Raw genomic sequence first — 20,530 nt, 5'->3', positions numbered from 1 at the left:
AATGATATGACATTGCAAAACATTCAAGACGATCTTTCGGCAGCTGACACCCTTGAGCCGCGGGCAAAGCTCTTCCGGGGTCTCGGCGACCCCAGCCGTCTTGCGATCCTCGATGCGCTACTGTCGGACGAACGCAGCGTGCAGGAAATCGTTACCCAAACAGGGCTTGGTCAGCCCAATGTCTCGAACCATCTGCGCTGCCTTTTGGATTGCGGTCTGGTCAGTCGCAGGAACGAAGGTCGGTTCGTCCGGTATCGCCTTGCGGACAGGCGGATCGCTGATCTCATCCGCGACGCAGATCAACTACTTGCCTCGACAGCCGTAGGGGTCGATGCCTGCCGAAGCTATACGGATTAACCGACGTGTCCTGCTGCAATGTTCTATTGGTGCGCCAGGCCTAAAGCAGCCATTTGCGCAGCCGCAGCAAAATGGCGCTTTGTCCGCATCTTACCAGTTAGTACACGATGCAGCGAACGGCAGGTGTACGGATAGGGAGGGACTTCTGAGAATTTCATCGTACCAGCCATATGACACACCAATGTCGCCTATTTCACTTGGCCCAAGTATGACGGCGATTGAAACGCATAATGCCCACTCACTGGCAGCCTTAGCGTGGGAATCCGCCCCTTCGGGCATTCGACCCCACTTACCGATCGGGCGCTGCTTCAAGGGACGTCTCGAACCGCTTGTTCGCCGCCGCTGCTTCTTTCAAGAGCGCGTCAAAATTGTCAGGTGGATTGCCATCTTCCAACATCCCTTTGAACGTCGCATAGGCATCCGTCTTGCTGCCGTAGGCGCGCAGGGTCTTGTCGTCGTTCACCCAGGCCACCACGATGACCTTCGCATCGCTGTTGAACCGATAGAACAGCCGATACTGCTGGAAGAATTTCGCCCGGAACCAGTGCTTGCGGTGATCGCCGAGTGTGCCGCCTTGCCGGAAGGCGGCGGCACCCGGATCTGCCGGTATGGCCTCGGTGACCAGCTTGAAGATGGCGGCCAGCCGTTTCGTCGGGTTTTTCTTGCGCCAGGTCTTAGGATCGCGTGCCTTACGCGCCTCGACCTCCAGGGTCAGCCCTTCGAGCTGATCCAGAAAGAGCGGATGCGCATAAATCGACCATCCGTTTACGACAAGGGGCGCCCCTGCGGGCACGCTATCGCCGCTCATTCATCCTCGAGCGATAGCGGCGCATCGAGATCGACGTCAACGTCTCCGACCAGTGCTGCAAGACGGTCATGCAAAGCCCCATCGAACGCCCGAATGCGGTCCGGATGCGCCTTGATATCGGCCTCGACAAAATCGAGAAAGGCTCCGAGCACGGGATCTTCCTCGTCGCTGCGCACGGGCTCGATATAGACCCTGCCACTCGGCTCGGTGCAGTAACGAATCTGGTCGCCCTTGCCCAGCTTGAGCTGTTTGCGCACACCCGCCGGCACGGTCGTCTGATACCGATCCGTGAGTTTCGAGACATCTTGTGCGAGGGCTGTCATGGCAGTCTCCTGAAGAAAAGGTTCTTTGCTGCCCGCGATAGGTAATGCATTTGCATTGCCTTGTCAAGACAAGCCGCAGCATCTGCTGTCGCCGGGCAGGTCGATGAACCGTCCGGCGCAGGACCTAATTTCGCCCCGCCAGGAACTCCGCCAGCACCGGGCTAGCCGCACCTTTCGCGGAGCTGAGCAGCTCCGAGCCCGCAAGCGAGGCCTTCGACAGACGTACGAGCCCACCGGTTTCCTCGATGCGGTAGCAGCGGCGTTTTTGCCGCCCCCGCCTGTAGTGCGTCGCAGTGACGATCTGGCAGGTGCTGCCATCGGTGAGCGTCACCGGTGCTGCGAGCTTGATCTTGTCGCCTTCCTCGTAGTCCGGGATCGAAGCCCAGTCCCGGCAGCGCTGGCGCCAGTCCTGGGCGTAGCTGTCCGGGTCTTTCAGGTCGGAGAGAAGCTCGATCAGCCCAAGCGGAGCACGAGATTCGTTCGGGCCAGCACTTTCCTCCATGTCCTTGTAGCCCCAGCAGCCGTCATCGTATCGGGTGAGGAAGACAGCCCCGAAAGTGATGGAACCATCCGCATCGGTGACATAGGTCGTGTCTTCGACAGGGGTGCCGTCGAGATTGGTGACCTTTGCCGCCGCATACCAGGTTGAGCCGACCTTGCAGGCCTTGACCAGTTCAGTTTTGCGCGTGTCGCCCTCAAAAGTGCAGAGCCGGGCGATTTCTGCTTTCTCATCCACGTAGTTCTGGACGCGGCCGTCGGTGTAGAAAAGCCAACCCATTTCAGAGTCCTTTCTCTCGTTTGGGAAAATTGTTGTCGCCAATGTCCCGAGAGGGCCGCAGGCCCGGCAGGGTATTGGCGATGCTTGTTTGAGAATGGGCGCGTTACGCCGCCCTCCGGTCATCGATTTCCATCAGCGCATCGAGCGGCACGCGGTAGGGCTGCGTGGCGTCGAAATCCTCGCAATTGCCGCAGTTCTGCACGATCGCGAAGGTATCGCAGGCATCCTTGAGGATAACCCGGAAGGTGCCGCCAAGACCTGAAGGCACCTCGTAAGTTCCACCGATGAGATAGTCCGAGGCCCGGCGCACGAAGACGCGGATGCTGTGGCCATCGGTGGCGAGCCGGATCGCCCCCTGCCCCCGATCAATCAGCACCTGCACATCGTCGAGGATGTCGGTGTAGAACTGGCCGGTCAGATCGCGAAACGCGATGCGGCGCTGCGCCATCCAGTCGGTATCCCGAAACGGGTTCATGCCGTCGGCGAAGGCGAAGGAGGGATCGGCCTGCTCGGTGGTAACGATACGGGTGGTCGTGCCATCGATGCCGTTCGAGCGCAGATGCACACCATTGCCGACGATGAGGATCAGGGCCGGCCTGTCCACGGGCCCGTTCCAGTTGGGCAGGAAGGTTTTGCAGGCGCGCGCGTGTGCGATTTGCGCCGCCACAGCGGACGCAGAGAACTTGAGAATAGCCATGAGGATGTCTTTCGGTTGGGTGTGGGAGGGTCGACCCACGCGGGGAATGCCTCGCGCGGGTCGCGTGATGGCTCAGGCCGCTTGCGCGACCGCGCTGTCAGGCTCGGGGGTTTCCGCAGCGGGCTCCGCCTCATCAAAGGCGACACCGGCGGTCTGCATCATGGGCGGGCACCACGCGGCCACGGCAGCGCGCTGCGCGTCCGTGAGCGTCGCGAAGGGATCGGCGAAGAGCTTGTCGCAGAAGGCGACGATCTCCTTCTTGCTCGACGAGGCGAGCGTCACCGCCTCCTGGGCCAGACCCAGATCCTCGCCGAGGATCTTCAGAAGCCAGGCCTTCTTGAAGCGGTTGAAGAGCGCCGCGTTCGGCGTCCAATGCGCGCGAATGTCGGGCATGATCTCAATCTCGAAATCATGCATCAGGCTGTCGCGCTGTCGGTCCCGCGCGAAGCAGGACTGCGTGGTGCAGGCCGTGGCATAGGCGACGAGCTTGGCCTTCTCCCCTGCCTCCAGCGCGCGAAACGCCGCAAACTGATCGGCGGGCGCGCGGCTGTCATCGAGCCAGGACAGATTAAGCGCATCATGCGCCGCCGCCACCTGCTCGAGCGAGGTCTCGTCGATCTCGTCCATCTTGGCGTGGTTGCGGTATTCCTTGCGGGCATCGATCTTGATCGCCTGCGTGACACTCATGCCGCTAGCCAGAACGTCGCTCACCAGCTTGAAGAGCGTCAGATCGAGCGTGGCTTCCGGATGCAGCGCCATCGCGGCCCCAAGCGCCATGGCTCGCTCGGTCTTGAGGTCCTCAGCCAGTGAGGCTGGATAAGTGATTTCGCCGGCGTCTGGGGCCTCCTCCCCGGCCGGGCTAGCCGAGGAGCCGCGCGCGCCCTCCTTTTTGACGGTGTCTTCCGGGCGGACGAGACCAACATGGAGCGTGATCTGCCCACCCTGCCACGACGCGATCACCCCAGACCGCGCGAGGTCCTCGGCGCTGTAGGCTTCCTGCAGGTCGCGGGCTTCCTCTTCCAAGGCGTCCGCGCGCTCGTAAAGGGCGTTGTAGGCACCGTCCTCGAGCCCCTCATCTTCCATCTCGAGTTGCAATTTCTCGAGTTCGGCGGTGATTTCATCGATGCGCTTTTGCGCAGCCTCATCAGGCTCGATCGGGCCGGGATAGACGCGGCCGTAGTCGGCCATGGTCGCGTAATCATAGCGGACCATCGCATCGGCCCAGGCAAAGCCCAGCCTCATACGGGCGTCCTCGGTGGCGGCACCGAGCTTCTCGAGCAGGATGGTCTCGACCAGCGCCGCATCCTCGAGCACGGAATGCTCTTCCAGAAGGTCAGCCGCGACGACGCCGCCGCGTGCCTCGTAGTCTTCGCGTACGAAAGCCCCAATGTCGTCGCTGACCTGCACACCGCGGGATTTGAGCGCCTGTCGAACGGTATAGGCCTGCAGGTAGCTGTCTTCCTTAGTGAGCGCCTCGTAGACCTCCTTCTGCACCTCCTGGCTCGGGTGCTCAGCGAAAGCCTTCATTGTGTCGAGCGTGATCGTTTTTGCCCGCGCTGCGGCGCGGATGTCTGGATGAATGAGGCCGTAGCGCAGCCGGCCTTTCACGGCCGCCACCGTGGTGCCGAAGGTCCTGGCGATGGTCTCGGGGGACTGGCCGTCGACCTCCATCATCCGAGCGAAGGCCTCGAACTCGTCGATGGCATTCATCGGTGCCTGGGTGATGTTCTCGGCGAGCGACAACGCCGTGGTGACGTCGCAGTCGTCAGGGACAAGGCGGCAGTCCACCTTGGTTTTCGCCGTGAACCCCTTGCTGGTCTTGTCAGCGATCAGCTCCTTCAGGGCTGCATGGCGCCGGCCACCGGCGAGGACAGCATATTTGCCGTCAAGCTTCTGGACCAGGAGCGGCTGCAGGAGGCCCAGTACAGCGATGCTCGCCTTCAGATGCGCGATGTTCTCGGGCTCATAGGTTTCCGGCGCGTTGCTGCGCACATTGGCGGGGTGAGCTGTCAGATCGCCGATGGCGACGGAAACGGGTTTGAAGCTTGCAGTCATGGGATATCCTTCTTGATGAATTAGGAGCGGCCCGCGCATTCAGATGCGCGGTCAATCCCCAAGGGCGGGGATCACCACGACAAAAGGCCCGCTTTGCCTTTTTGAGGGGCAGCGGGCCTTCATCGGCTGGAATGTCAGGAGGGGGTGTCCCCTGCCCTGCTACCAGTCGCGCGCCAGCATGATGGTCAGTACGCGCATTGTGGTGGCGGGATTGTCCGGGGTCTCGGCGCCATAGCGGAAGTCGGAATCCGCCTCATAGAGATCAATTTTCCAGAACACCGTCTCGCCGCGGATCTCAACCGCCCCGAAATCATGCCAGCCTTCCGGGTCATTCTCGGGCTCGAAGGTCTCGAACATTCCCGTGGCCTTCACCGCCTCGGCCATGAAGCCGTCACCAGCCTCCATAATCGAGCGGGTGACATGCATGCGGCCCTGGATGGGCTGCGCGGGCGGTATTCCGAGGCAGGCAAGCTTGCGGAACGCGTCGTTCTGCGCTGCGATCACACTTGGATCAGGGCAGTCTGTCTGGGTTTGTACGGTGATGGTCATGGGGCATTCCTCTGTGAAATTGAAACACCCAATCCAAAGCCCACTTTTCCTTTTCCGCACGGCGGATGCATCGAGGCCGAAGGCGCCCTACCCGAACAGCCCCTTGGGTGTGTAATTGGGGTTGGGGATGTTTTCGATCCAGCCGCCCTGTTCCTTGATGGTCTCGAGCGCTGCCGAGAGTGGATAGGCGCCCTCGGATGGGCTCCACCAATATGCTCCGCGTTTGAAGGTGATGATCTTGCGGCGGCCGTCAGCGAAGCAGGCCACCCGCAGCGTCTTGGGTTCCTTGCGTGACATGGGAGTCTCCGGTCTTTGTGCAATCAAGCTGCCTCGGCGCTCTCCCCTGCCCTGCCCGCCTCCGATCTGGCGATCAGGTAGTCGCAGGCGCGCTGCGCATCCGCGGCGTGCTTGAAGATGGCGCCCTTGTCCGAGCGCAGAACGCGCAGCCAATTGTAGAGATACGCCGCGTTCATCTCGAGCGTATGGGCCGTAAAGCCGAGCGTCTGGCCAAGGAACACCGAGGTCAGCTCGGCGACGATCTCTTCGCGGGCATAGGCCGTGTTGCGGAAGCGCGAGAGGCCGTAGTCGCGGTTCAGCCGATGGCGCGCCTTGGTGGCATGGGCGAGCTCATGCGCCCAGACCCCGTAGAAGTTCCGCGGGTTCTCGAACCGCGCAATCGACGGCATGAAGACCTTATCCACGGGCGGCAGATAGTAGGCTTCCGTGCCCGTGAAGACGGTCGTGATGTCGATGGCATCAAAAAAACGCCTGCATATGCGGGATGGGCTCGGACGGCGGATGTTCAGGCACGGGCTCCGGGTCGGGGTAGAAACTGTCGGGCAGGCCATCGATCTGGCAGGCATTGAACACGCGGTAGGATTTCTGGAAGCGAAAGATGCGGGCTTCCTCGGAGTGATCATCCCCGTCGCTGCGACCGTCCTCATCGGCGGCGTTCGTCCGGCTTTGTCCGTAGTAGACGACGACAGACGACTTCTCGCCCTTGCGAACCTTTGCGTCCAAGGCATTGGCCTGCGGCAACGTCATCCAGAAGGGCGAGCTATGGCCCGCCATCATAGTTCGCATGGTCAGCAGGAAGTTGTTTACGCCCTGGTAGGGTTCACCGCCCACGCGCAGAGGGCGCGGGCTGCCGCCTGCCGTCCAGGGCTTGCGCCAAGGCAGGACGCCGCGCTCGATGATGCGGATGATTTCGTTTGTGATGACCTCGGAGGCATCGAATTTGGGCGTGCGGGATCGGGCCATAGCTGGCCTCCTTTCGAGTTCTGTTGAGAGGGAATGGTGTTCAGGTTGACTGACGGGGCCGCGGATCGTTGGCGATCCTGGCGCCGAGTGCTTCGACCATGTCGGTGTAGGTGGTCAGCGAGACGGACCTGCCAAGACCGCAAGGGTCAGGGTCGGTCGATCCGTCCCGCGCCACCCGCGGCAGGTTCGCGAAGGTGATGACGTCGGTGACCGGTCGGATATCGATGAGCGGGGTCCCACGTGCGACCGCAAGAGCGGCCAGGGGAAAGCGCTCGATCGGCGCGAAGGTTGAAACGGTGGTCCAACCGAGATGGAGGAATGTCCCGCCCTCTCCGCAGATCACATGGGCATTCGGCAATGTCGCCGCCTGCTTCAAATAGCCGAGATCACGCAGGACAGCCTCGCGCTCGAGCCGCTGTGCCTGCCCGGCCTGGCCGGTTCGGCGTAGTTCCTTGTGTCGCCACCACGAGGCAGCGGTCGCGCGCAACACGCGCAAGACACCTGTTTGCATCGGAATGCCCTTCATCAGGAAAGACAGACCGGAATCCGGCCCGGACCCATCTGAGGGACCCCAAAGGCCCTCATCCGTCAGTCACAAAACCCGAAGAACACTTTCACTTTTCCTGGACCAAACCCATGAAACACCCAACCGCCACCGAACTGTACTGGTACGACGGGATCAGAACTTCCACAGGGCCCATCGGCTAGACCTGTGGCGGTTCCTTCTTCACGAGATAGCCCAGACCGCTCAATCGGCCCGCAACTGCCAACTTCTTCGTAAAGCGTGCTGATGCTTTGGCTTCCCGTCGATGTAGCGGATCGGCACCCTGGAAAGGGAAATCATGTCGACGAAGGCTGTTATGGGCATGATTTCTCATCGCGAATACCAAAAAACGTAATAACCTATTGTTATTAAATCATTTTCCGCCATCTGACGGATCAGATCATTCCGCAGCCAACATCAATGCACTCTTTTGAAGAGTTCGGGTGTCATGAAATCAAGAGATTGAGTTGCAACCGCTGTTCTGCGATGTCCTCGTCGTCCACTACGACCAAATCAGCTGAACGCGGGACCGCTGGCAACCAGCTGCTGCGCTTGAGGAACCGATTGCCTCGTTGGCCATGTCGTCATTATCGAAGTGACTGAGAAGTTACCGGCTCCCCCTTCCCCGCGCGCGGGAATTCGAGGATCGAGCCCTTGGTCAAACGGTTTTGGCAACCATCGATCGTCTGCTCCTTGTCCGCTACGGCCCGTAGCCACGATATCATGCAACAGACATCCACAACCTACCTCTCAGGCATTAGCACCGATGAAGGGCAAGCGAATATCCGAGGCCAGGACCCAAATCGCCGTCAGCAGGCGCCGGATAGCGTAGAGCCAATTGTTGAGGGTATTCATCATCAGATCTCAGACATCGAAAAGGGCAGGGGCCGCGGAGGCGCGGAACTGCTAGGTTGGCTGCAGCACAACGCTCTGTATGTTCTTCGCTAGCCGCCTTTGCGCTACTAGCAGCGATGGTCACCAGCTGAGGTTTTACCATGATGATCGGGATGCCCTCGTCATCAGAGCTTCGCCGGGACGAAGGCGAAAGCCACTTTCACGATCTCAAATACCGCCACACCTCAACCCCCTAACTTTTCTCTCTCGAACACCGTTTGTGTGCCGAGAGCCTACTTAACAGCTGTTAAGTTATGCCATGCCAGCCGCACGAGATCGGAGTTTAACAGCTGTTAAGCCGCGTTCCGCCGGCCAATCAATGCCATGACCATTGGGCCACAGGAAAACTCGCCTGCCGCAGCTTTGGCAGTCAGAGCTCGCAAGTATCCACCAGGCGATCTTATGTCGGCGAAGCGTTCCAGCATGGCAGCAACAACGATCGACGCTTGCTCCGGACCCATGAACCGCTGTGCTTCTTCCCATGCAGACGCACTGATTCCCATGGCTGGCCGCACATGGCACGCCGCATCGAAGAGCTGATGCCAATGCCGGATCTCACCTTGGTAGAAGGATTTAAGCGAGGGACATGCCGCGATCACTAGGTGCAGCGGGATCTTTGGCAGGTGTCTTGTGTCCTGTTCATCGACGTCAGCCACAGGCTCATCCGTGTCCACATCTGGCACACCCGCCGCCGCCCCGCTTTTTTCTAAAGCAGGTTCAAGATCTATAGATTCTTTATTTGAATTATGATGGTGACGCTCAGAATGGGCATCATTGGTGTTCATTTCTTCTGTTTCAGGGCCATCAATGATGTTGCGTGCCTGGTCAAGGAGAGCTTCAAGGTCGGCTCGATAGGCCGCGAGGTCCTCAATTGAAAGCTTGCGGCGAAGCGCGCGGGCTGTGAGTGCAGCCTTGTCGCGAAGCTGATCCCAGAAGCCTAGGCCGGGCTGTATCTCGTCTCCGAACTCGGCGAGGGCCGCGAGGTCGCGGCGCATGAGGCTTACGACCTCTCTCAGGCGCCTGACGCGCTCCTCAGCCTCACGTACGGCCTCTGCGGCCCGTGCTATCTCCTCGGACTGACAGTAGAGCGGGGAAAGATCGAAGCCAAAGGCAACGCGATCTTCGCCGTGCTTGCGGACGTAACGCTTCCCATTGGGGCTATCGCGCCGCTGGAGCAAGCCAGCCTCGACAAGACGCGCGAGGTGACGACGCATCGTGGAGCAAGGCATACCATTCAGGCGCTCACAGATCGCCTTGTTCGAGGGGAAGACGACCATCTCGGCGTTCCCGCCAAGCGCATCGTCCGGAAAGAAGCTGAGGAGCCCCTGCAAAACCGTCAGATCACGTTCCGAGACCCCAAAGGCCGCTTGCGCCTTGGAGAGCTCGCGCAGGAGTTCCCACTTGTTAACGGGTCTGGCTGGAACAGATGCCTCGGGTCGCTCAATGACGCGCAAATGGGCGTGCGAAATCGGCCGCATAAACGGCGAGATTGGTGTGTACTCCATGAAAATGTCCACGAAGACAAAAATTCTAGGGCCCGCGAATCGCTTTGCGCTTGCGGGGTAGGGGCCAGAACGCTACATTCAGAAGTGCGAAAACTGAGATTTTGTAGCGGGCTGATCCCGGTGCGAAACCTTACAAAGGTCTCGTGAAGCTAGCTTCTCGGGGCCTTTTTCTTTTTGCCTGTATCGTGCCTCCTTCTTGTTGGTTGCTCTTCCTCAGTCTCCTGAACGCTTCCAGCGCTCATGAAGCTCGGTAATCAGCTTTGGGGCATTGCCCTCCAACCAGCTGATAAAATCAGGTTCATCCGTAGTTAGATCAAGTTTGAGCTGCTTGCCTTGGCGGCCGGTCTTGACCGTCGCAGCTCCAACACCGGGGATCGCCAAAGCAGGCACACCCTTTCTAGACGGGCTTGCTTTCTTCTCTGCTCTCTTCGCAGCTGCCAGAACTGCGAGAAACGCACGCTCAGAAACCTCATCGACCGAGCCGGAACTTTCGGACTTGGCTGCATGAGCTACGGCTTGCAGTTGGTCTCGATCACCGTCGTAGGCACCCAAAGCCTTTTTGAGCTCTTCCCATCTCGGGCGACCAATCCCGGGAGCCGCACCAATTGCCTGGATGAGTTCCTCGCCGACCGTCCGAACGACACTCAAGAGTTGTGAAACCCCAGCTTCGTGGAGGTTAAGGACTTCGGCGACACCTCGATTGGTGCGCTCAGCCCCTTCCAAATGATCACCGTCCAGAAGTGCCGTCGCAACGAGCGCACGCTCAATAAAGCTAAGATCACGACGCTCTTGGTTCTCGAGAAGCTGATCTCGAAGCGCTTGATCACCTTCAACCTCTGTGACGATGGCTCGAACTTTGATACCGAGTTCGCGACATGCTTCCAGGCGTCTGCGGCCATAGATCAGGTTGTAGCGATCGCCTTCCAGTGGGCGGACCAAGACAGGCACACGCTGGCCGTTCTTGGAAATAGAGTTCTTCAGGCCCTCAACGTCAATCTGAAGCCTGTCATCCAACCGTCCTTCGGTAACAATCTGCGCCGGATCGATCTCAAAAACACCGCCACGCAGTCGGCGCCCTTCAAGAGCGTCAGGAGCGTTGCGAAGGGTCTGCAGCGGCAGGCCAAGTTTAGGCTTTCTTGCCATTCCGCCCCCATGTGTTCTGGATGATTTCAGCGATCTCATCGTTCACTGCGTTCATAGATTCGATCGCACGATCAAACGTCTGACGCGTGAAGTCCTTCTTGTCAGCTTCGTAGAGCGTTTGCTTGGTCAAGCCGGCATCAGAAATTGCGGTCGACTCAACCATGTGATTGGTCAGGACCGACCTCCCAAAGAGCCCGCGAATGAAGGCGATGACTTCGGTCTGTGGCGCGTCGCCGACTTTGTATCGCGTTGGCAAGAAGCGAAGCCAATCGAAGCGCAGATTTGCGCCTGCATCCCTGATTACTCCAAGGAGATCCGCAGTCATTCGCAGGAATTGGGACATCGACATAAGGTCAAGCATCTGCGGGTGAACCGTCACGAGCACACCCGAGGACGCGGAAAGTGCTGACATCGTCAAGAAACCAAGTTGCGGCGGACAGTCGATCACAACAACGTCGTAGTTCGCTTCAACACTATCGAGTGCGTCATGAACTCTCGCGAAGAACGCCTTCGCTCCGCCTCGCTGGATCGCAGCAGGCGTCTCGTGCTCGAACTCCATGAGTTCAAGGTTGCCCGGGATAAGATCAAGGCCGCGGATGTAGGTTTTGCGGATCACTTCGGCGATCGGAACCGGATCGTCATAGCGAACGGCATCATAGAGGGTTCCGCCCTCCATGAGGTCGAGTTCTGGCTGGATTCCGTGAAGAGCCGAAAGAGATGCTTGGGGGTCGAGATCGATCGCAAGAACCCTGTACCCCTTGAGCGCCAAGCGCTGAGCGAGGTGAGCAGACGTCGTCGTTTTGCCGGACCCGCCCTTGAAGTTCACCACTGAAATAACTTGAAGCTCGTCACCGTCGCGACGCCCAGGCACGTAAGTTCCAGACTTTTTTGCGTTTCCTTCAAGCGTCTGCCGGATTTCCCAGATATCGTCGAGAGTATAGCGACGATGACTTCCAGCCGTCGTCTCGACGTCAACGATCTTTCCTTCTCGATGAAGCTTCCGAAGATAGGTATGGTCGACGCCAAGGAGCTCGGCAGCTTCGCCGCTGGTCAAAGTGCGCATCACCTTCTTTGCATCCGGAGGGAAGTGTGCGGCGCGCTGAGCATGCAGGTTCGACGCGAGAAGTTCCGCGTAGTGCCCGATGGCGATGTCTAAATCCTGCTCTACTTCGCTCATGTCTGCCCCGATCCGTGGGCGCGTTTTTTTATGTGACCGCGCGTTATTTTTCGAGACTATTGCCCGACCAACCAGATTCGTGCAAGCACTTTCTAGATTTAGTGGCAATCGGTTAGGCCAACACAAGTGTGATCCTCAGAGGAGCCCCAGCTTTTCAGCACGCTCCAGCAGCATTCTGACCGAGGAAGGCTGCCAGCTGGTGCGACCGCGAGGGGTGCGCTCACGCATGGATTCGAGTCGGTCGCAGATTGCCTGCAAGGTGATCTCGGGGTCAGCACCTTTGATTGCAGCGACAATCGCAGGCAGGCGATCGTCGGTTTCGCGACGTCCAGCGCGTCCAAGCACTTCAGCGGGCAGGAATCCGTCCGCCACGTATGCCTTCACGGCGCGGAGCAGGCGGCTTTGCGTCCAGCGCCGATCATAGGGCAGGGGGCCATTGATGATCCGCAGGACGTCTTCCCAAGCCATATCGGGGCGCAAACGGCGCACATGGGGCACCCAATCCTGCGCAGTTTCGTTCAAGCGCTCCATGTAGCCGTCCTGTCGCGCCAGCCGCACCTTGCGCAGCGCTTCAGGGTCCTTGGCGCGAAGACCTGGGTTGCCGCCGACGCGGCCCTTTGAGCGTGCCGAGGCAAGTCCGGCTTTGGTACGCTCGCGGATCAGAGCGCGTTCGAACTCAGCCGCAGCGCCCAGAACCTGCAACGTGAACTTGCCCTGGGGCGAGGCAGTGTCGATCGGGTCCTGGAGCGAGCGGAAGAACGCCCCCTTGCCCTCCAGTCTTTCGATCACCTCAAGTAGGTGCGACAAAGACCGCGCAAGCCGGTCGATCCGCACGACGACCAGCGTGTCGCCCTTGCCAATCCGCTCCAGCACACGTGCAAGCACGGGCCGCGCCCGATTTCCGCCTGAGGCGTGCTCTTCAAAGATCTCTACGCAACCCGCAGATTGAAGGGCCTCGGACTGGGGCAGGGGGGTCTGATCCTCTGTGGATACGCGCGCATAGCCTATCAGGGGCATGGAAAAGAGCCGTTTGCAATTTAAGATATCGCCAATAAACGACCGTTTGTAAGCGAATGCAAGTGCCGGCTCTGTGGGGCTGTTCAGTCCAAAGCCCTTGGTTCCCTTACGCTGAGCGCGATCAGCGAGCTCTCGCAGACCATTGCGCGCACGTGCTATATAAAGTGTGCAGGCGCACCCTGACAAAACCCTTGGGTAAAATGCAAAAATGCCATATTTTGCACATATGGAGCCTCAAGCATGTATAAAGTATAATATTTTTGATGATCCTCTTGAGGATGCGGAGGAGCTTGAAGAGACTTCTGAGGACGACCTGTGGTTCCTGCCCGGTCCGATGGAAGAGGAGCCGCATTATCTGCCGCCCGGACCTAGGGCCGAAGTGCGTGAGACCGCTGTTCTTGACGATTGGCGACGTGCCGAGGCGGGCCATGCTGCCCGCCTTGCCCGTGTGGCCGGCCGGATCGGGGCGCTAGACGACCGTCTGAAGCGTGGCCCGGAAGGCTGGCGGCACAGGCTTGCGTTGATCGAGGCGGCAGACCTCAGCTGGTTTGCAGGCGACCGAATTGGCCCGGATCGGCTGGCGCTCTGGATATCCATGCGCTTGTCCGGCGTGCAGGACGACACCGCAGCGCTTGCGCGTGTCGGATGGGCGGTGCGGCGTCTTACAGGCGGTCCCGGCCCAGACGTGGACCTGTCCGCCTTCCTCGATCGCCGTGACCCCGAGAACATGGTGGATGAAGCCGAGCCCTTCGCGGATCGCGCGGGCGGGTGGCTTGACCTGATGGCGCAAGCCGCCGACCTGCACCCGATCACGCGTGCCTGCATGGGGTTTCACCTCTGGAGCCTCGCGGGCCTCGGACAGCAGAGCAACCGAATGGAAGCGGCGGTCACGGCGTCGCGCATTGCCGCGCATGAGGGCGAGGGGGCAATATTCGCACCCCTGGCCATGGGTGGGGCGGGGGCGCTGCGCGCCGGCGGCCCCCCGGCTGAACGTTTGGCGCGCTGGCTCGAGAAAATGGAAACGGCCTGCCTGACCGCGATGCGGCACCTCGACGATATCGAGACATGGTCGGCGCTGGCGGAAGCCGAGATGACCCCACTCTCGGGCAAGACGCCGCCAGCCCTGCGCGGAGTGCTGACCGAATGGCCCCTGGTCTCTGCCCCTATGGCCGAGGCCCTGACCGGAGCCAGCCGCGCCGCTGTCCAGCGCAACCTCGCCTGGATGGAAGCGCGGGATCTGGTCCGCGAGCTAACAGGGCAAGGACGGTTCCGAATGTGGCGCGCCACAAACTGATTGTCGAAGCGATCTGTGCGCGCCGATGTTGCGTCTATCCGCAGCACGGCTGAAACGGTGAGGAGCACCGTTTTGCAGATGCTCGAGGTCAAAGAGTTCGGCTGATCGGCTGAGACAATTCGGCTATCGCCACGTCCCCAACTACCATGAAAGCATTGTCGACTGGGTCGTGACCGGTCTGCGGGTATAAACCGGACAGACCATACAACGCTCCAAGCGACGAACGAGCCGTTGTCGCAATGGCCTGTCCAGTGATGTCTTCTTGAAAATCGCCTTCGGAAAGAGCAGGGGCAGGACATGAAGCTGCAAAATCTCGAACGCCATCAAGCCTGGATCTACCTCGCTGCCATCCTTTCCGGTCTGGTCTTGGGCTCGCTCGCCCCCGGTATCTCGGGGGTGTTCGAGGCGCTGCTTTGGCCGGTGTTGGGGCTTATGCTTTTCACTACCTTCGCTCAGATGCCGCTAGCGCACCTGCCGCGCGCGACGCGCGACCGGCGTTTCATCGGCACCATGTTGATCGGCAATTTCGTCCTGGTGCCGCTGCTGGTCTGGGGGCTGATCGCGTTCCTGCCTGACGATCCTGCGCTTCGGCTCGGGGTGCTTGTCGTGCTGCTGGTGCCCTGCACCGACTGGTTCATCACATTCACCCATCTCGGTCGCGGCGATGCGGTGCGTGCCGCGTCCGCGACACCGATCCTCCTCGCGGTTCAGTTCGCCTGTCTGCCGCTCTTCCTTTGGCTTTTTCTCGGCGAGGCATTCTTTGAGCTTCTCGCCGCCGACCGCATTGCCGCCGTCTTTGCGGCGCTTGTCCTGCTGCCGCTCACAGCGGCTTTCCTGCTGGAGCGTTGGGCAGAGGCGCGCCCGGAGCGGGCCGCGATCGTAAATCGCCTCGCCTGGCTGCCGGTTCCGCTTCTGGCTGTCGTGGTGTTCCTGATCGCGGCCTCGCAAGTCGACGCGGTACGGGATGCGCTGCCGGTTTTGGCGCAGGTGGCGGGCGCCTACGTCGCCTACCTCGTCGCCGCAGCACTTCTCGGTGCGGCGACCGGGCGGGCGGCCGGATTGTCCACTAGCGGGTGACGAACGGTCATCTTCTCGCTCTGAACCCGCAACTCCTTCGTCGTACTTCCGCTGGTGCTGGTGCTTGGACCGGAGTGGAACGTGGCGGCCGTGGTCATCGTCTTCCAGTCGCTCGTCGAGCTCTTCGGCATGGTCGCCTATCTGTGGATCGTGCCGCGCTATCTGGTCCCCGAACATGCGGCGACCACGCAGGACTCCGCGGGGAACGAATGATCGCAAACAACGGCGCTGGCACCATTGTCCGCTTGGCTGACATGCATGGGCGTCCTCAACTATGGCCCTTCAGGTCACCTCCGTCAGCGCGTCGATCACAGGGCATTCAGGGACATCGTCACCGGTGCATTGCGCCACGGTGGAAGACAGCACGCGTTCGATGCGTTTGAGATCGTCGATCTTGGCGCGGACCGAGGCGAGATGCGAATTTGCCAGACCCTGCACCTCGCCGCAGGTCTGGGCACCGCCATCGACCAAGGCGAGCAGATCGCGGACTTCGTCGAGCGTGAACCCAAGCTCGCGCGCGCGCATGATGAAGCACAAGCGCGCGACATGCCGATCATCGTAGACGCGATAGTTTTTGCTGGAGCGCGGCGGCTCGGGCATAACGCCGATGTTCTCGTAGTAGCGAATGGTCTCGAGATTGCAGCCGGTCAGCCTGGCCAGATCTCCGCGCCTGAGGACCTTCACCGATCTGTGACGATTTTTCACGTTTGACCCTCTTGAGCCTGTACCTGCTACAGACCCTAGATTAAGATCATCACTGAGGCAAGGATGATTCGAACCATGACTGAAACCACATCCGCCGACCGGCAGACGGCAATGGACGAAACAGGGGCTGCCGACAAAAAGGCATGGACGACAACCTGGCTCGGCGCGCTTGGCGCGCTGGCGATGACCTCATGCTGCATCCTGCCGCTGGTGCTGGTCAGCTTCGGCGTTACCGGCGTTTTCATTGCGCAGCTGGGCGTTCTCTACCAGTACAAATGGATCACCTTCGCGCTGAGTGCCGCCTGCATCGGCTATGGATTCTACAAGGCCTACCGTCCGATCCCGACTGAGGCCTGCGCGGATGGCACCTGCGCGCGCCCCATGAACCGGAAACTCATGCGATCCATTCTTTGGATTGCCACCGCCATCGTCACCGTCGCGATGATCTTTCCCTATCTCACCCCATACCTTCTGTCCTACTGAAAGGCCGAACCCATGAAGTCACTCCATCTTGCCCTTGCGGTCGTTGGCACTCTCGCAGCTTCCCCCGCCAGCGCCGCCGAACAGCGCATCAATATCGGGGTAGGCGAACTGACATGCCCGACCTGCTCCTACACGGTGGCGGCGGCCATGCGGGGCGTTCCCTCGGTCGAGATCATCGACTTCATGGAAGGAGAGGAATTCGGCACCGGCACCTACATCGTCGCCTTTGATGACGAGGCCGCCGATCAGGACATGATCGTCGAAGCAATCCGCGCCACCGGCTATTCGGCGGACATCGTCGAGTCCGGCGATTTCTGATCGCATTCACCGACCCGCACTCGGAGCTGGAGACAGCATGACAGACATGAACAATAACAATGAACCCACGACCCTTTTGCGGCGCGGCCTCATCGGCAGCGTATTTGCGGCGATCTGTTGCTTCACGCCGTTCCTGGTGCTGATCGTCGCCGGGGTCGGACTTTCTGCCGTTGTTGGTTGGCTCGACTACGCGCTTTTCCCGATGCTCTTCGCCTCGCTGAGTGCGGTTGCATATGCCCTGTGGCAGCAAGCCGGCAGACCAGGGCACAGTCCGAAAGCCCTTCTCATCGGCTTGGCGGTTGTTCTTTCGGCTCTGCTGTTCTGGCTGGAGTTCCGCTTTGCTCTGCGGATCTCGGTTGCCGCCGCTTTGGCGGTGGCGGGATATGCGCTCTGGCTCAGAAAATCAGGCAGTTCAGCAGTGAGCCGGATCAAGAGAAACTGGCACAAGGAAAGGAACAGGTATGACCAAGACCTATGACCTCATCGTGATCGGCGGCGGCACCGCTGGAAATGGCGTCGCCCGGATGGCCGCGGATGCAGGCTGGAGCGTCGCCAGCATCGACAGCGAACCCCATGGCGGCACCTGCGCCCTGCGCGGCTGCGACCCCAAGAAAATGCTGGTCGCGGTCACCGAGGGTGTCGAATGGGCCGAAAACATGGAAGGCAAGGGGCTGGAGGCGCAACCTTCGGTCAACTGGCCCGACATGATCGCCTTCAAGCGCAGCTTCACCGAAGCTATGCCACCGCGCATCGAAGCCGGGTTGGAAAAAGCGGGGATCGACGTCTTGCATGGGCTGGCACGGTTCACCGGCCCCAATACGATCGAGTTGAACGGCGAGACCCTGACCGCGAAGCATTTTCATATCGCCACCGGCGCGCGGCCGATGACGCTGAACATCCCAGGCGAAGAGCATCTGACCACCAGCACCGAATTCCTGGAACTGCCTGAGCGACCGAACCGCATCGCCTTTGTCGGCGGCGGCTTCATCGCCATGGAATTCGCCCATATTGTCAAGCGGGCGGGCGCGCGCGAAGTGACAGTGCTGGAGATGATGGACCGCCCCTTGGGTCCTTTCGATCCCGACTTGGTCGCAATGCTGGTTGAGGCAACCGAAGAGCTCGGCGTCGATCTCCGCACCAAGGCGAAGGTGGCGAAGATCGAAAAGCAGGGCGACGAATTCACCGTCACGGTGGAAACTCCCGACGGCACCGAAACGATCACTTGCGATCTGGTGGTGCATGGCACGGGCCGGGTGCCCAATATCGATCGCCTTAACCTTGAGGCCGCCGGCGTCGAATACTCACGCCGTGGCATCAAGGTGAGCGACGCGATGCGCACCACCAATCCGGCGATCTTCGCCGCGGGCGACTGCGCTGCCAGTGGGCCCAAGCTGACCCCGGTGTCCGCCTTCGAAGGGCGTGTGGCAGGCAAGAACCTGCTGGCTGGAGAAGACGAGCGTACCGTGGATTATCCGCCGATCCCGTCGGTAGTCTTCACCCTCCCGATGGTGGCCACCGTGGGCTTGTCGGAAGCGGTGGCTAGGGAACAGGGGCTGAAGTTCGACACCCATTTCGAAAAGACAGGGGACTGGTATTCGTCGCTGCGCGTCGGCGCGAAACATACCGGATTCAAGGTTCTTGTCGAAGAGGGCAGCGGACAGATCCTCGGCGCGCATCTGATCGGGCCGGGCTCCGAGGAGCAGATCAATCTTTTCGCCATGGCCATGGGTGCCGGGCAGACCGCCAACCAGATCAAGGCCATGATTTTCGCCTATCCGAGCTATGCCTCCGACATCGGTTCGATGGTGTGATTCAAAATTATTGATCGGGGCCGTGTCGCGATACCGATCGCAAGCTAAGGAAGAACCAATGGACCAAACTGTAACGAAAGACGATTGCTGCACTGCCAGTGAAACCCGCGATGACAACTACGATCTCATTGTCGTTGGTGCCGGCTCGGCCGGGTTTTCTGCCTCGATCACGGCAGCCGATGCCGGAAAGCGCGTGGCGCTTATCGGGCACGGCACCACCGGCGGCACCTGTGTGAATGTCGGCTGCGTGCCGTCCAAGGCGATGATCCGCGCCGCAGAGGCGGTGCATGGCGGCGCGTCGGCCGCCCGGTTCCCGGGCGTCGAGCCCTGTGATCATGCGGTGGATTGGGGTGCCGTAGTGCAAGGCACCACCGATCTGGTCGAGGAGATGCGGCACAAGAAATATATAGACCTGCTGCCCGCCTATAAAAGCGTTACCTATATCGAGGATGGCCCGGCGCGATTGGTCGAGGGTGGCGTCGCTGTTGGAGGACGGGTGATATCCGCCCCGCGCGTCCTGATCGCCACCGGCTCGCGCCCCCACCTGCCAGCGATCGAGGGGATCGACACAGTGGAGCCCCTCGATTCCACCGATCTATTGACTTTGCCTGACCGGCCCGAAAGCATCTTGGTGCTGGGCGGCGGCTATATCGGCTGCGAGCTGGCGCAAATGGCTTCAAGGCTGGGGGTGAAGGTCACGCTAGTGACCCGCTCGCGCCTCCTGCCGGGCGCCGAACCGGAGGTGGCCCAGGCGCTGACGCAAGCGCTGAAGGCCGAAGACATCGCGGTCGAGACCGGTCTTGCTTACGTCTCGGTCGCGAAAGCTGCGGGCGGCGTCAATCTGATTGTCGAACGGGGTGGCAAGACCGAGGATCTGACCGCCGAACGGCTGGTTGTGACCACCGGCCGGATCGCCAATTCCGAGAACCTTGGATTGGAAGAGCTTGGCATCGAGACCGACGCACGCGGCTCTATCAAGGTCGGTCAGGACATGGCGACCACGCGTGCCGGCGTCTGGGCCGCGGGCGATGTCACTGACCGTGACCAGTTCGTCTACATGGCGGCCTATGGTGCCAAGGTGGCGATCAACAATGCCCTTGGATTGGAGCAGATGCGCTATGACAACGCGGCGATGCCGTGGGTCGTGTTTACCGACCCGCAAGTGGCCGGCGTCGGCCTTTCGGAGGTTGAGGCCAAGGCGGCGGGGCACAAGGTCAAAACCAGTGTGATCACGCTCGACAACGTGCCCCGCGCCGTCGCTGCACGCGATACCCGCGGCGTGATTAAGCTGGTGGCCGACGCGAAGACCGACCGCCTGCTGGGCGGTCAGATCGCAGCACCGGAGGGGTCGGACACGATTCAGACACTGGCAATGGCGCTGATATTCGGCATGACCGCACGGGCGCTCGGAGAGACGATCTTTCCTTATTTGACCACGGTCGAAGGGCTGAAACTCGCCGCACAAACCTTCGACAAGGATGTAGCCAAACTCAGCTGCTGCGCGGGGTGAAAAGACGAGAAATTCCGGCGACACCGACTCATAAGCAGCGCTCATTGTGAACCAGCGCGTACAAAGCCACAAAGTGCTTGTGGCGGTCAGCATTCTCTCGGCATGGAGGCTGACGGCGGTAACGGATAATCACATATTAGAGCCAGCAGTGCACATCCCACGTTCTGTCATTAGGTTGGTTATTGTGGCGGGGTTCATAAACAGACCGATCTCATCAAGATGGAA

At 60.5% G+C, this 20,530-nt stretch carries 22 protein-coding genes and 1 pseudogene; 9 read left to right on the top strand and 14 right to left on the bottom strand.

From position 1 onward, the window contains the following. The first annotated feature begins 6 nt into the window (after positions 1-6). A complete protein-coding gene (locus tag FCK22_RS14965; protein WP_014132722.1) occupies positions 7-357 on the top strand; it encodes a metalloregulator ArsR/SmtB family transcription factor in 351 nt (116 codons plus the stop codon). Positions 358-646: 289 nt separating this feature from the next. Here the strand turns inward: FCK22_RS14965 and FCK22_RS14960 are convergent, their stop codons facing one another. From FCK22_RS14960 to FCK22_RS14900, 13 genes and pseudogenes are all read right to left on the bottom strand, one after another. Beyond that, complete coding sequence (locus FCK22_RS14960) at positions 647-1,165, bottom strand: type II toxin-antitoxin system YhaV family toxin (RefSeq protein WP_067268403.1); 519 nt, start codon at positions 1,163-1,165, stop codon at positions 647-649. After that, complete coding sequence (locus FCK22_RS14955; RefSeq protein ID WP_005668772.1) at positions 1,162-1,488, bottom strand: type II toxin-antitoxin system PrlF family antitoxin; 327 nt, start codon at positions 1,486-1,488, stop codon at positions 1,162-1,164. The genes FCK22_RS14960 and FCK22_RS14955 overlap by 4 nt, the downstream gene beginning before the upstream one ends. Before the next feature lie 124 nt (positions 1,489-1,612). Then, a complete protein-coding gene (locus FCK22_RS14950; protein WP_067268401.1) occupies positions 1,613-2,266 on the bottom strand; it encodes a hypothetical protein in 654 nt (217 codons plus the stop codon). 103 nt (positions 2,267-2,369) lie between these two features. Then, positions 2,370-2,963, bottom strand: a complete 594-nt coding sequence (locus FCK22_RS14945) for a regulator (protein ID WP_067268398.1) — start codon at positions 2,961-2,963, stop codon at positions 2,370-2,372. A gap of 72 nt (positions 2,964-3,035) precedes the next feature. Beyond that, a complete protein-coding gene (locus FCK22_RS14940; RefSeq protein WP_067268397.1) occupies positions 3,036-5,018 on the bottom strand; it encodes a ParB/RepB/Spo0J family partition protein in 1,983 nt (660 codons plus the stop codon). A gap of 159 nt (positions 5,019-5,177) precedes the next feature. Further along, positions 5,178-5,567: a DUF3768 domain-containing protein gene (locus FCK22_RS14935; protein ID WP_067268396.1), complete on the bottom strand. Its 390-nt coding sequence runs from the start codon at positions 5,565-5,567 to the stop codon at positions 5,178-5,180. Positions 5,568-5,654: 87 nt separating this feature from the next. After that, on the bottom strand, positions 5,655-5,864 hold the full coding sequence (locus FCK22_RS14930; RefSeq protein ID WP_067268395.1) for a DUF6330 family protein: 210 nt from the start codon (positions 5,862-5,864) through the stop codon (positions 5,655-5,657). 23 nt (positions 5,865-5,887) lie between these two features. Beyond that, positions 5,888-6,827, bottom strand: a pseudogene (locus FCK22_RS14925) (zincin-like metallopeptidase domain-containing protein). Between the two features lie 40 nt (positions 6,828-6,867). After that, positions 6,868-7,338 carry a hypothetical protein gene (locus tag FCK22_RS14920; RefSeq protein ID WP_231886454.1) on the bottom strand — a complete coding sequence of 157 codons (471 nt, stop codon included), beginning with the start codon at positions 7,336-7,338 and terminating at the stop codon, positions 6,868-6,870. A 1,220-nt stretch (positions 7,339-8,558) separates the two neighbouring features. Beyond that, positions 8,559-9,770 carry a plasmid replication protein RepC gene (gene repC, locus FCK22_RS14915; protein WP_067268408.1) on the bottom strand — a complete coding sequence of 404 codons (1,212 nt, stop codon included), beginning with the start codon at positions 9,768-9,770 and terminating at the stop codon, positions 8,559-8,561. A 213-nt stretch (positions 9,771-9,983) separates the two neighbouring features. Beyond that, positions 9,984-10,913, bottom strand: coding sequence for a plasmid partitioning protein RepB (repB, locus tag FCK22_RS14910; protein WP_067268391.1), 930 nt, complete (start codon positions 10,911-10,913; stop codon positions 9,984-9,986). Next, complete coding sequence (gene repA, locus FCK22_RS14905) at positions 10,897-12,090, bottom strand: plasmid partitioning protein RepA (protein WP_040179904.1); 1,194 nt, start codon at positions 12,088-12,090, stop codon at positions 10,897-10,899. Before repA ends, repB begins: the two co-directional genes overlap by 17 nt. A 135-nt stretch (positions 12,091-12,225) precedes the next feature. Next, a complete protein-coding gene (locus FCK22_RS14900) occupies positions 12,226-13,107 on the bottom strand; it encodes a recombinase family protein (protein ID WP_067268389.1) in 882 nt (293 codons plus the stop codon). A 226-nt stretch (positions 13,108-13,333) separates the two neighbouring features. Between FCK22_RS14900 and FCK22_RS14895 the strand changes: the two genes are divergently transcribed. The 3 genes from FCK22_RS14895 to FCK22_RS19380 all read left to right on the top strand — a co-directional run bounded on the left by FCK22_RS14895 (position 13,334) and on the right by FCK22_RS19380 (position 15,691). Beyond that, on the top strand, positions 13,334-14,401 hold the full coding sequence (locus FCK22_RS14895; protein ID WP_076695219.1) for a hypothetical protein: 1,068 nt from the start codon (positions 13,334-13,336) through the stop codon (positions 14,399-14,401). A 297-nt stretch (positions 14,402-14,698) separates the two neighbouring features. Beyond that, positions 14,699-15,478, top strand: coding sequence for an arsenic resistance protein (locus FCK22_RS14890; RefSeq protein ID WP_231886354.1), 780 nt, complete (start codon positions 14,699-14,701; stop codon positions 15,476-15,478). 54 nt (positions 15,479-15,532) lie between these two features. Next, on the top strand, positions 15,533-15,691 hold the full coding sequence (locus FCK22_RS19380; protein WP_231886353.1) for a hypothetical protein: 159 nt from the start codon (positions 15,533-15,535) through the stop codon (positions 15,689-15,691). 69 nt (positions 15,692-15,760) lie between these two features. On the opposite strand, the gene FCK22_RS14885 is transcribed toward FCK22_RS19380, so the two are convergent. Further along, positions 15,761-16,162 (bottom strand): helix-turn-helix domain-containing protein, encoded by a 402-nt coding sequence (locus FCK22_RS14885; RefSeq protein WP_037953553.1) that lies wholly within the window; start codon positions 16,160-16,162, stop codon positions 15,761-15,763. A gap of 96 nt (positions 16,163-16,258) precedes the next feature. Between FCK22_RS14885 and FCK22_RS14880 the strand changes: the two genes are divergently transcribed. From FCK22_RS14880 to merA, 5 genes are read left to right on the top strand one after another with little or no spacing between them, the layout of a single operon-like run. Continuing rightward, positions 16,259-16,666, top strand: coding sequence for a mercuric transporter MerT family protein (locus FCK22_RS14880; RefSeq protein WP_009824452.1), 408 nt, complete (start codon positions 16,259-16,261; stop codon positions 16,664-16,666). 12 nt (positions 16,667-16,678) lie between these two features. Continuing rightward, positions 16,679-16,984, top strand: a complete 306-nt coding sequence (locus FCK22_RS14875; RefSeq protein ID WP_048535538.1) for a heavy-metal-associated domain-containing protein — start codon at positions 16,679-16,681, stop codon at positions 16,982-16,984. A 37-nt stretch (positions 16,985-17,021) separates the two neighbouring features. Further along, positions 17,022-17,462 carry a mercury resistance system transport protein MerF gene (gene merF, locus FCK22_RS14870; RefSeq protein ID WP_081285561.1) on the top strand — a complete coding sequence of 147 codons (441 nt, stop codon included), beginning with the start codon at positions 17,022-17,024 and terminating at the stop codon, positions 17,460-17,462. Continuing rightward, a complete protein-coding gene (locus FCK22_RS14865; protein ID WP_050672455.1) occupies positions 17,446-18,795 on the top strand; it encodes an NAD(P)/FAD-dependent oxidoreductase in 1,350 nt (449 codons plus the stop codon). The genes merF and FCK22_RS14865 overlap by 17 nt, the downstream gene beginning before the upstream one ends. Before the next feature lie 58 nt (positions 18,796-18,853). Further along, entirely contained in the window at positions 18,854-20,305 is a 1,452-nt protein-coding gene (merA, locus tag FCK22_RS14860) for a mercury(II) reductase (protein ID WP_050672454.1), read from the top strand. Positions 20,306-20,530: the final 225 nt, after the last annotated feature.

It is taken from the genome of Sulfitobacter sp. 15WGC (assembly GCF_005068605.1).
Taxonomy (GTDB): domain Bacteria; phylum Pseudomonadota; class Alphaproteobacteria; order Rhodobacterales; family Rhodobacteraceae; genus Sulfitobacter; species Sulfitobacter faviae.
The sequence above is the reverse complement of the archived record's forward strand: the minus strand, read 5'-3'. Positions and strand labels throughout refer to the sequence as shown.

What these genes read in the sequence shown, in the direction of transcription:
- FCK22_RS14950 (WP_067268401.1), bottom strand. Translation starts at nt 2,266, where the DNA reads ATGGGTTGGCTTTTCTACACCGACGGCCGCGTCCAGAACTACGTGGAT.
- FCK22_RS14865 (WP_050672455.1), top strand. Translation starts at nt 17,446, where the DNA reads ATGACCAAGACCTATGACCTCATCGTGATCGGCGGCGGCACCGCTGGA.
- FCK22_RS14900 (WP_067268389.1), bottom strand. Translation starts at nt 13,107, where the DNA reads ATGCCCCTGATAGGCTATGCGCGCGTATCCACAGAGGATCAGACCCCC.
- merA (WP_050672454.1), top strand. Translation starts at nt 18,854, where the DNA reads ATGGACCAAACTGTAACGAAAGACGATTGCTGCACTGCCAGTGAAACC.
- repB (WP_067268391.1), bottom strand. Translation starts at nt 10,913, where the DNA reads ATGGCAAGAAAGCCTAAACTTGGCCTGCCGCTGCAGACCCTTCGCAAC.
- FCK22_RS14880 (WP_009824452.1), top strand. Translation starts at nt 16,259, where the DNA reads ATGACTGAAACCACATCCGCCGACCGGCAGACGGCAATGGACGAAACA.
- FCK22_RS14965 (WP_014132722.1), top strand. Translation starts at nt 7, where the DNA reads ATGACATTGCAAAACATTCAAGACGATCTTTCGGCAGCTGACACCCTT.
- FCK22_RS14895 (WP_076695219.1), top strand. Translation starts at nt 13,334, where the DNA reads ATGGAGCCTCAAGCATGTATAAAGTATAATATTTTTGATGATCCTCTT.
- FCK22_RS14945 (WP_067268398.1), bottom strand. Translation starts at nt 2,963, where the DNA reads ATGGCTATTCTCAAGTTCTCTGCGTCCGCTGTGGCGGCGCAAATCGCA.
- repA (WP_040179904.1), bottom strand. Translation starts at nt 12,090, where the DNA reads ATGAGCGAAGTAGAGCAGGATTTAGACATCGCCATCGGGCACTACGCG.
- FCK22_RS14955 (WP_005668772.1), bottom strand. Translation starts at nt 1,488, where the DNA reads ATGACAGCCCTCGCACAAGATGTCTCGAAACTCACGGATCGGTATCAG.
- repC (WP_067268408.1), bottom strand. Translation starts at nt 9,770, where the DNA reads ATGGAGTACACACCAATCTCGCCGTTTATGCGGCCGATTTCGCACGCC.
- FCK22_RS14920 (WP_231886454.1), bottom strand. Translation starts at nt 7,338, where the DNA reads ATGCAAACAGGTGTCTTGCGCGTGTTGCGCGCGACCGCTGCCTCGTGG.
- FCK22_RS14940 (WP_067268397.1), bottom strand. Translation starts at nt 5,018, where the DNA reads ATGACTGCAAGCTTCAAACCCGTTTCCGTCGCCATCGGCGATCTGACA.
- FCK22_RS14935 (WP_067268396.1), bottom strand. Translation starts at nt 5,567, where the DNA reads ATGACCATCACCGTACAAACCCAGACAGACTGCCCTGATCCAAGTGTG.
- FCK22_RS14875 (WP_048535538.1), top strand. Translation starts at nt 16,679, where the DNA reads ATGAAGTCACTCCATCTTGCCCTTGCGGTCGTTGGCACTCTCGCAGCT.
- FCK22_RS14890 (WP_231886354.1), top strand. Translation starts at nt 14,699, where the DNA reads ATGAAGCTGCAAAATCTCGAACGCCATCAAGCCTGGATCTACCTCGCT.
- merF (WP_081285561.1), top strand. Translation starts at nt 17,022, where the DNA reads ATGACAGACATGAACAATAACAATGAACCCACGACCCTTTTGCGGCGC.
- FCK22_RS14930 (WP_067268395.1), bottom strand. Translation starts at nt 5,864, where the DNA reads ATGTCACGCAAGGAACCCAAGACGCTGCGGGTGGCCTGCTTCGCTGAC.
- FCK22_RS14960 (WP_067268403.1), bottom strand. Translation starts at nt 1,165, where the DNA reads ATGAGCGGCGATAGCGTGCCCGCAGGGGCGCCCCTTGTCGTAAACGGA.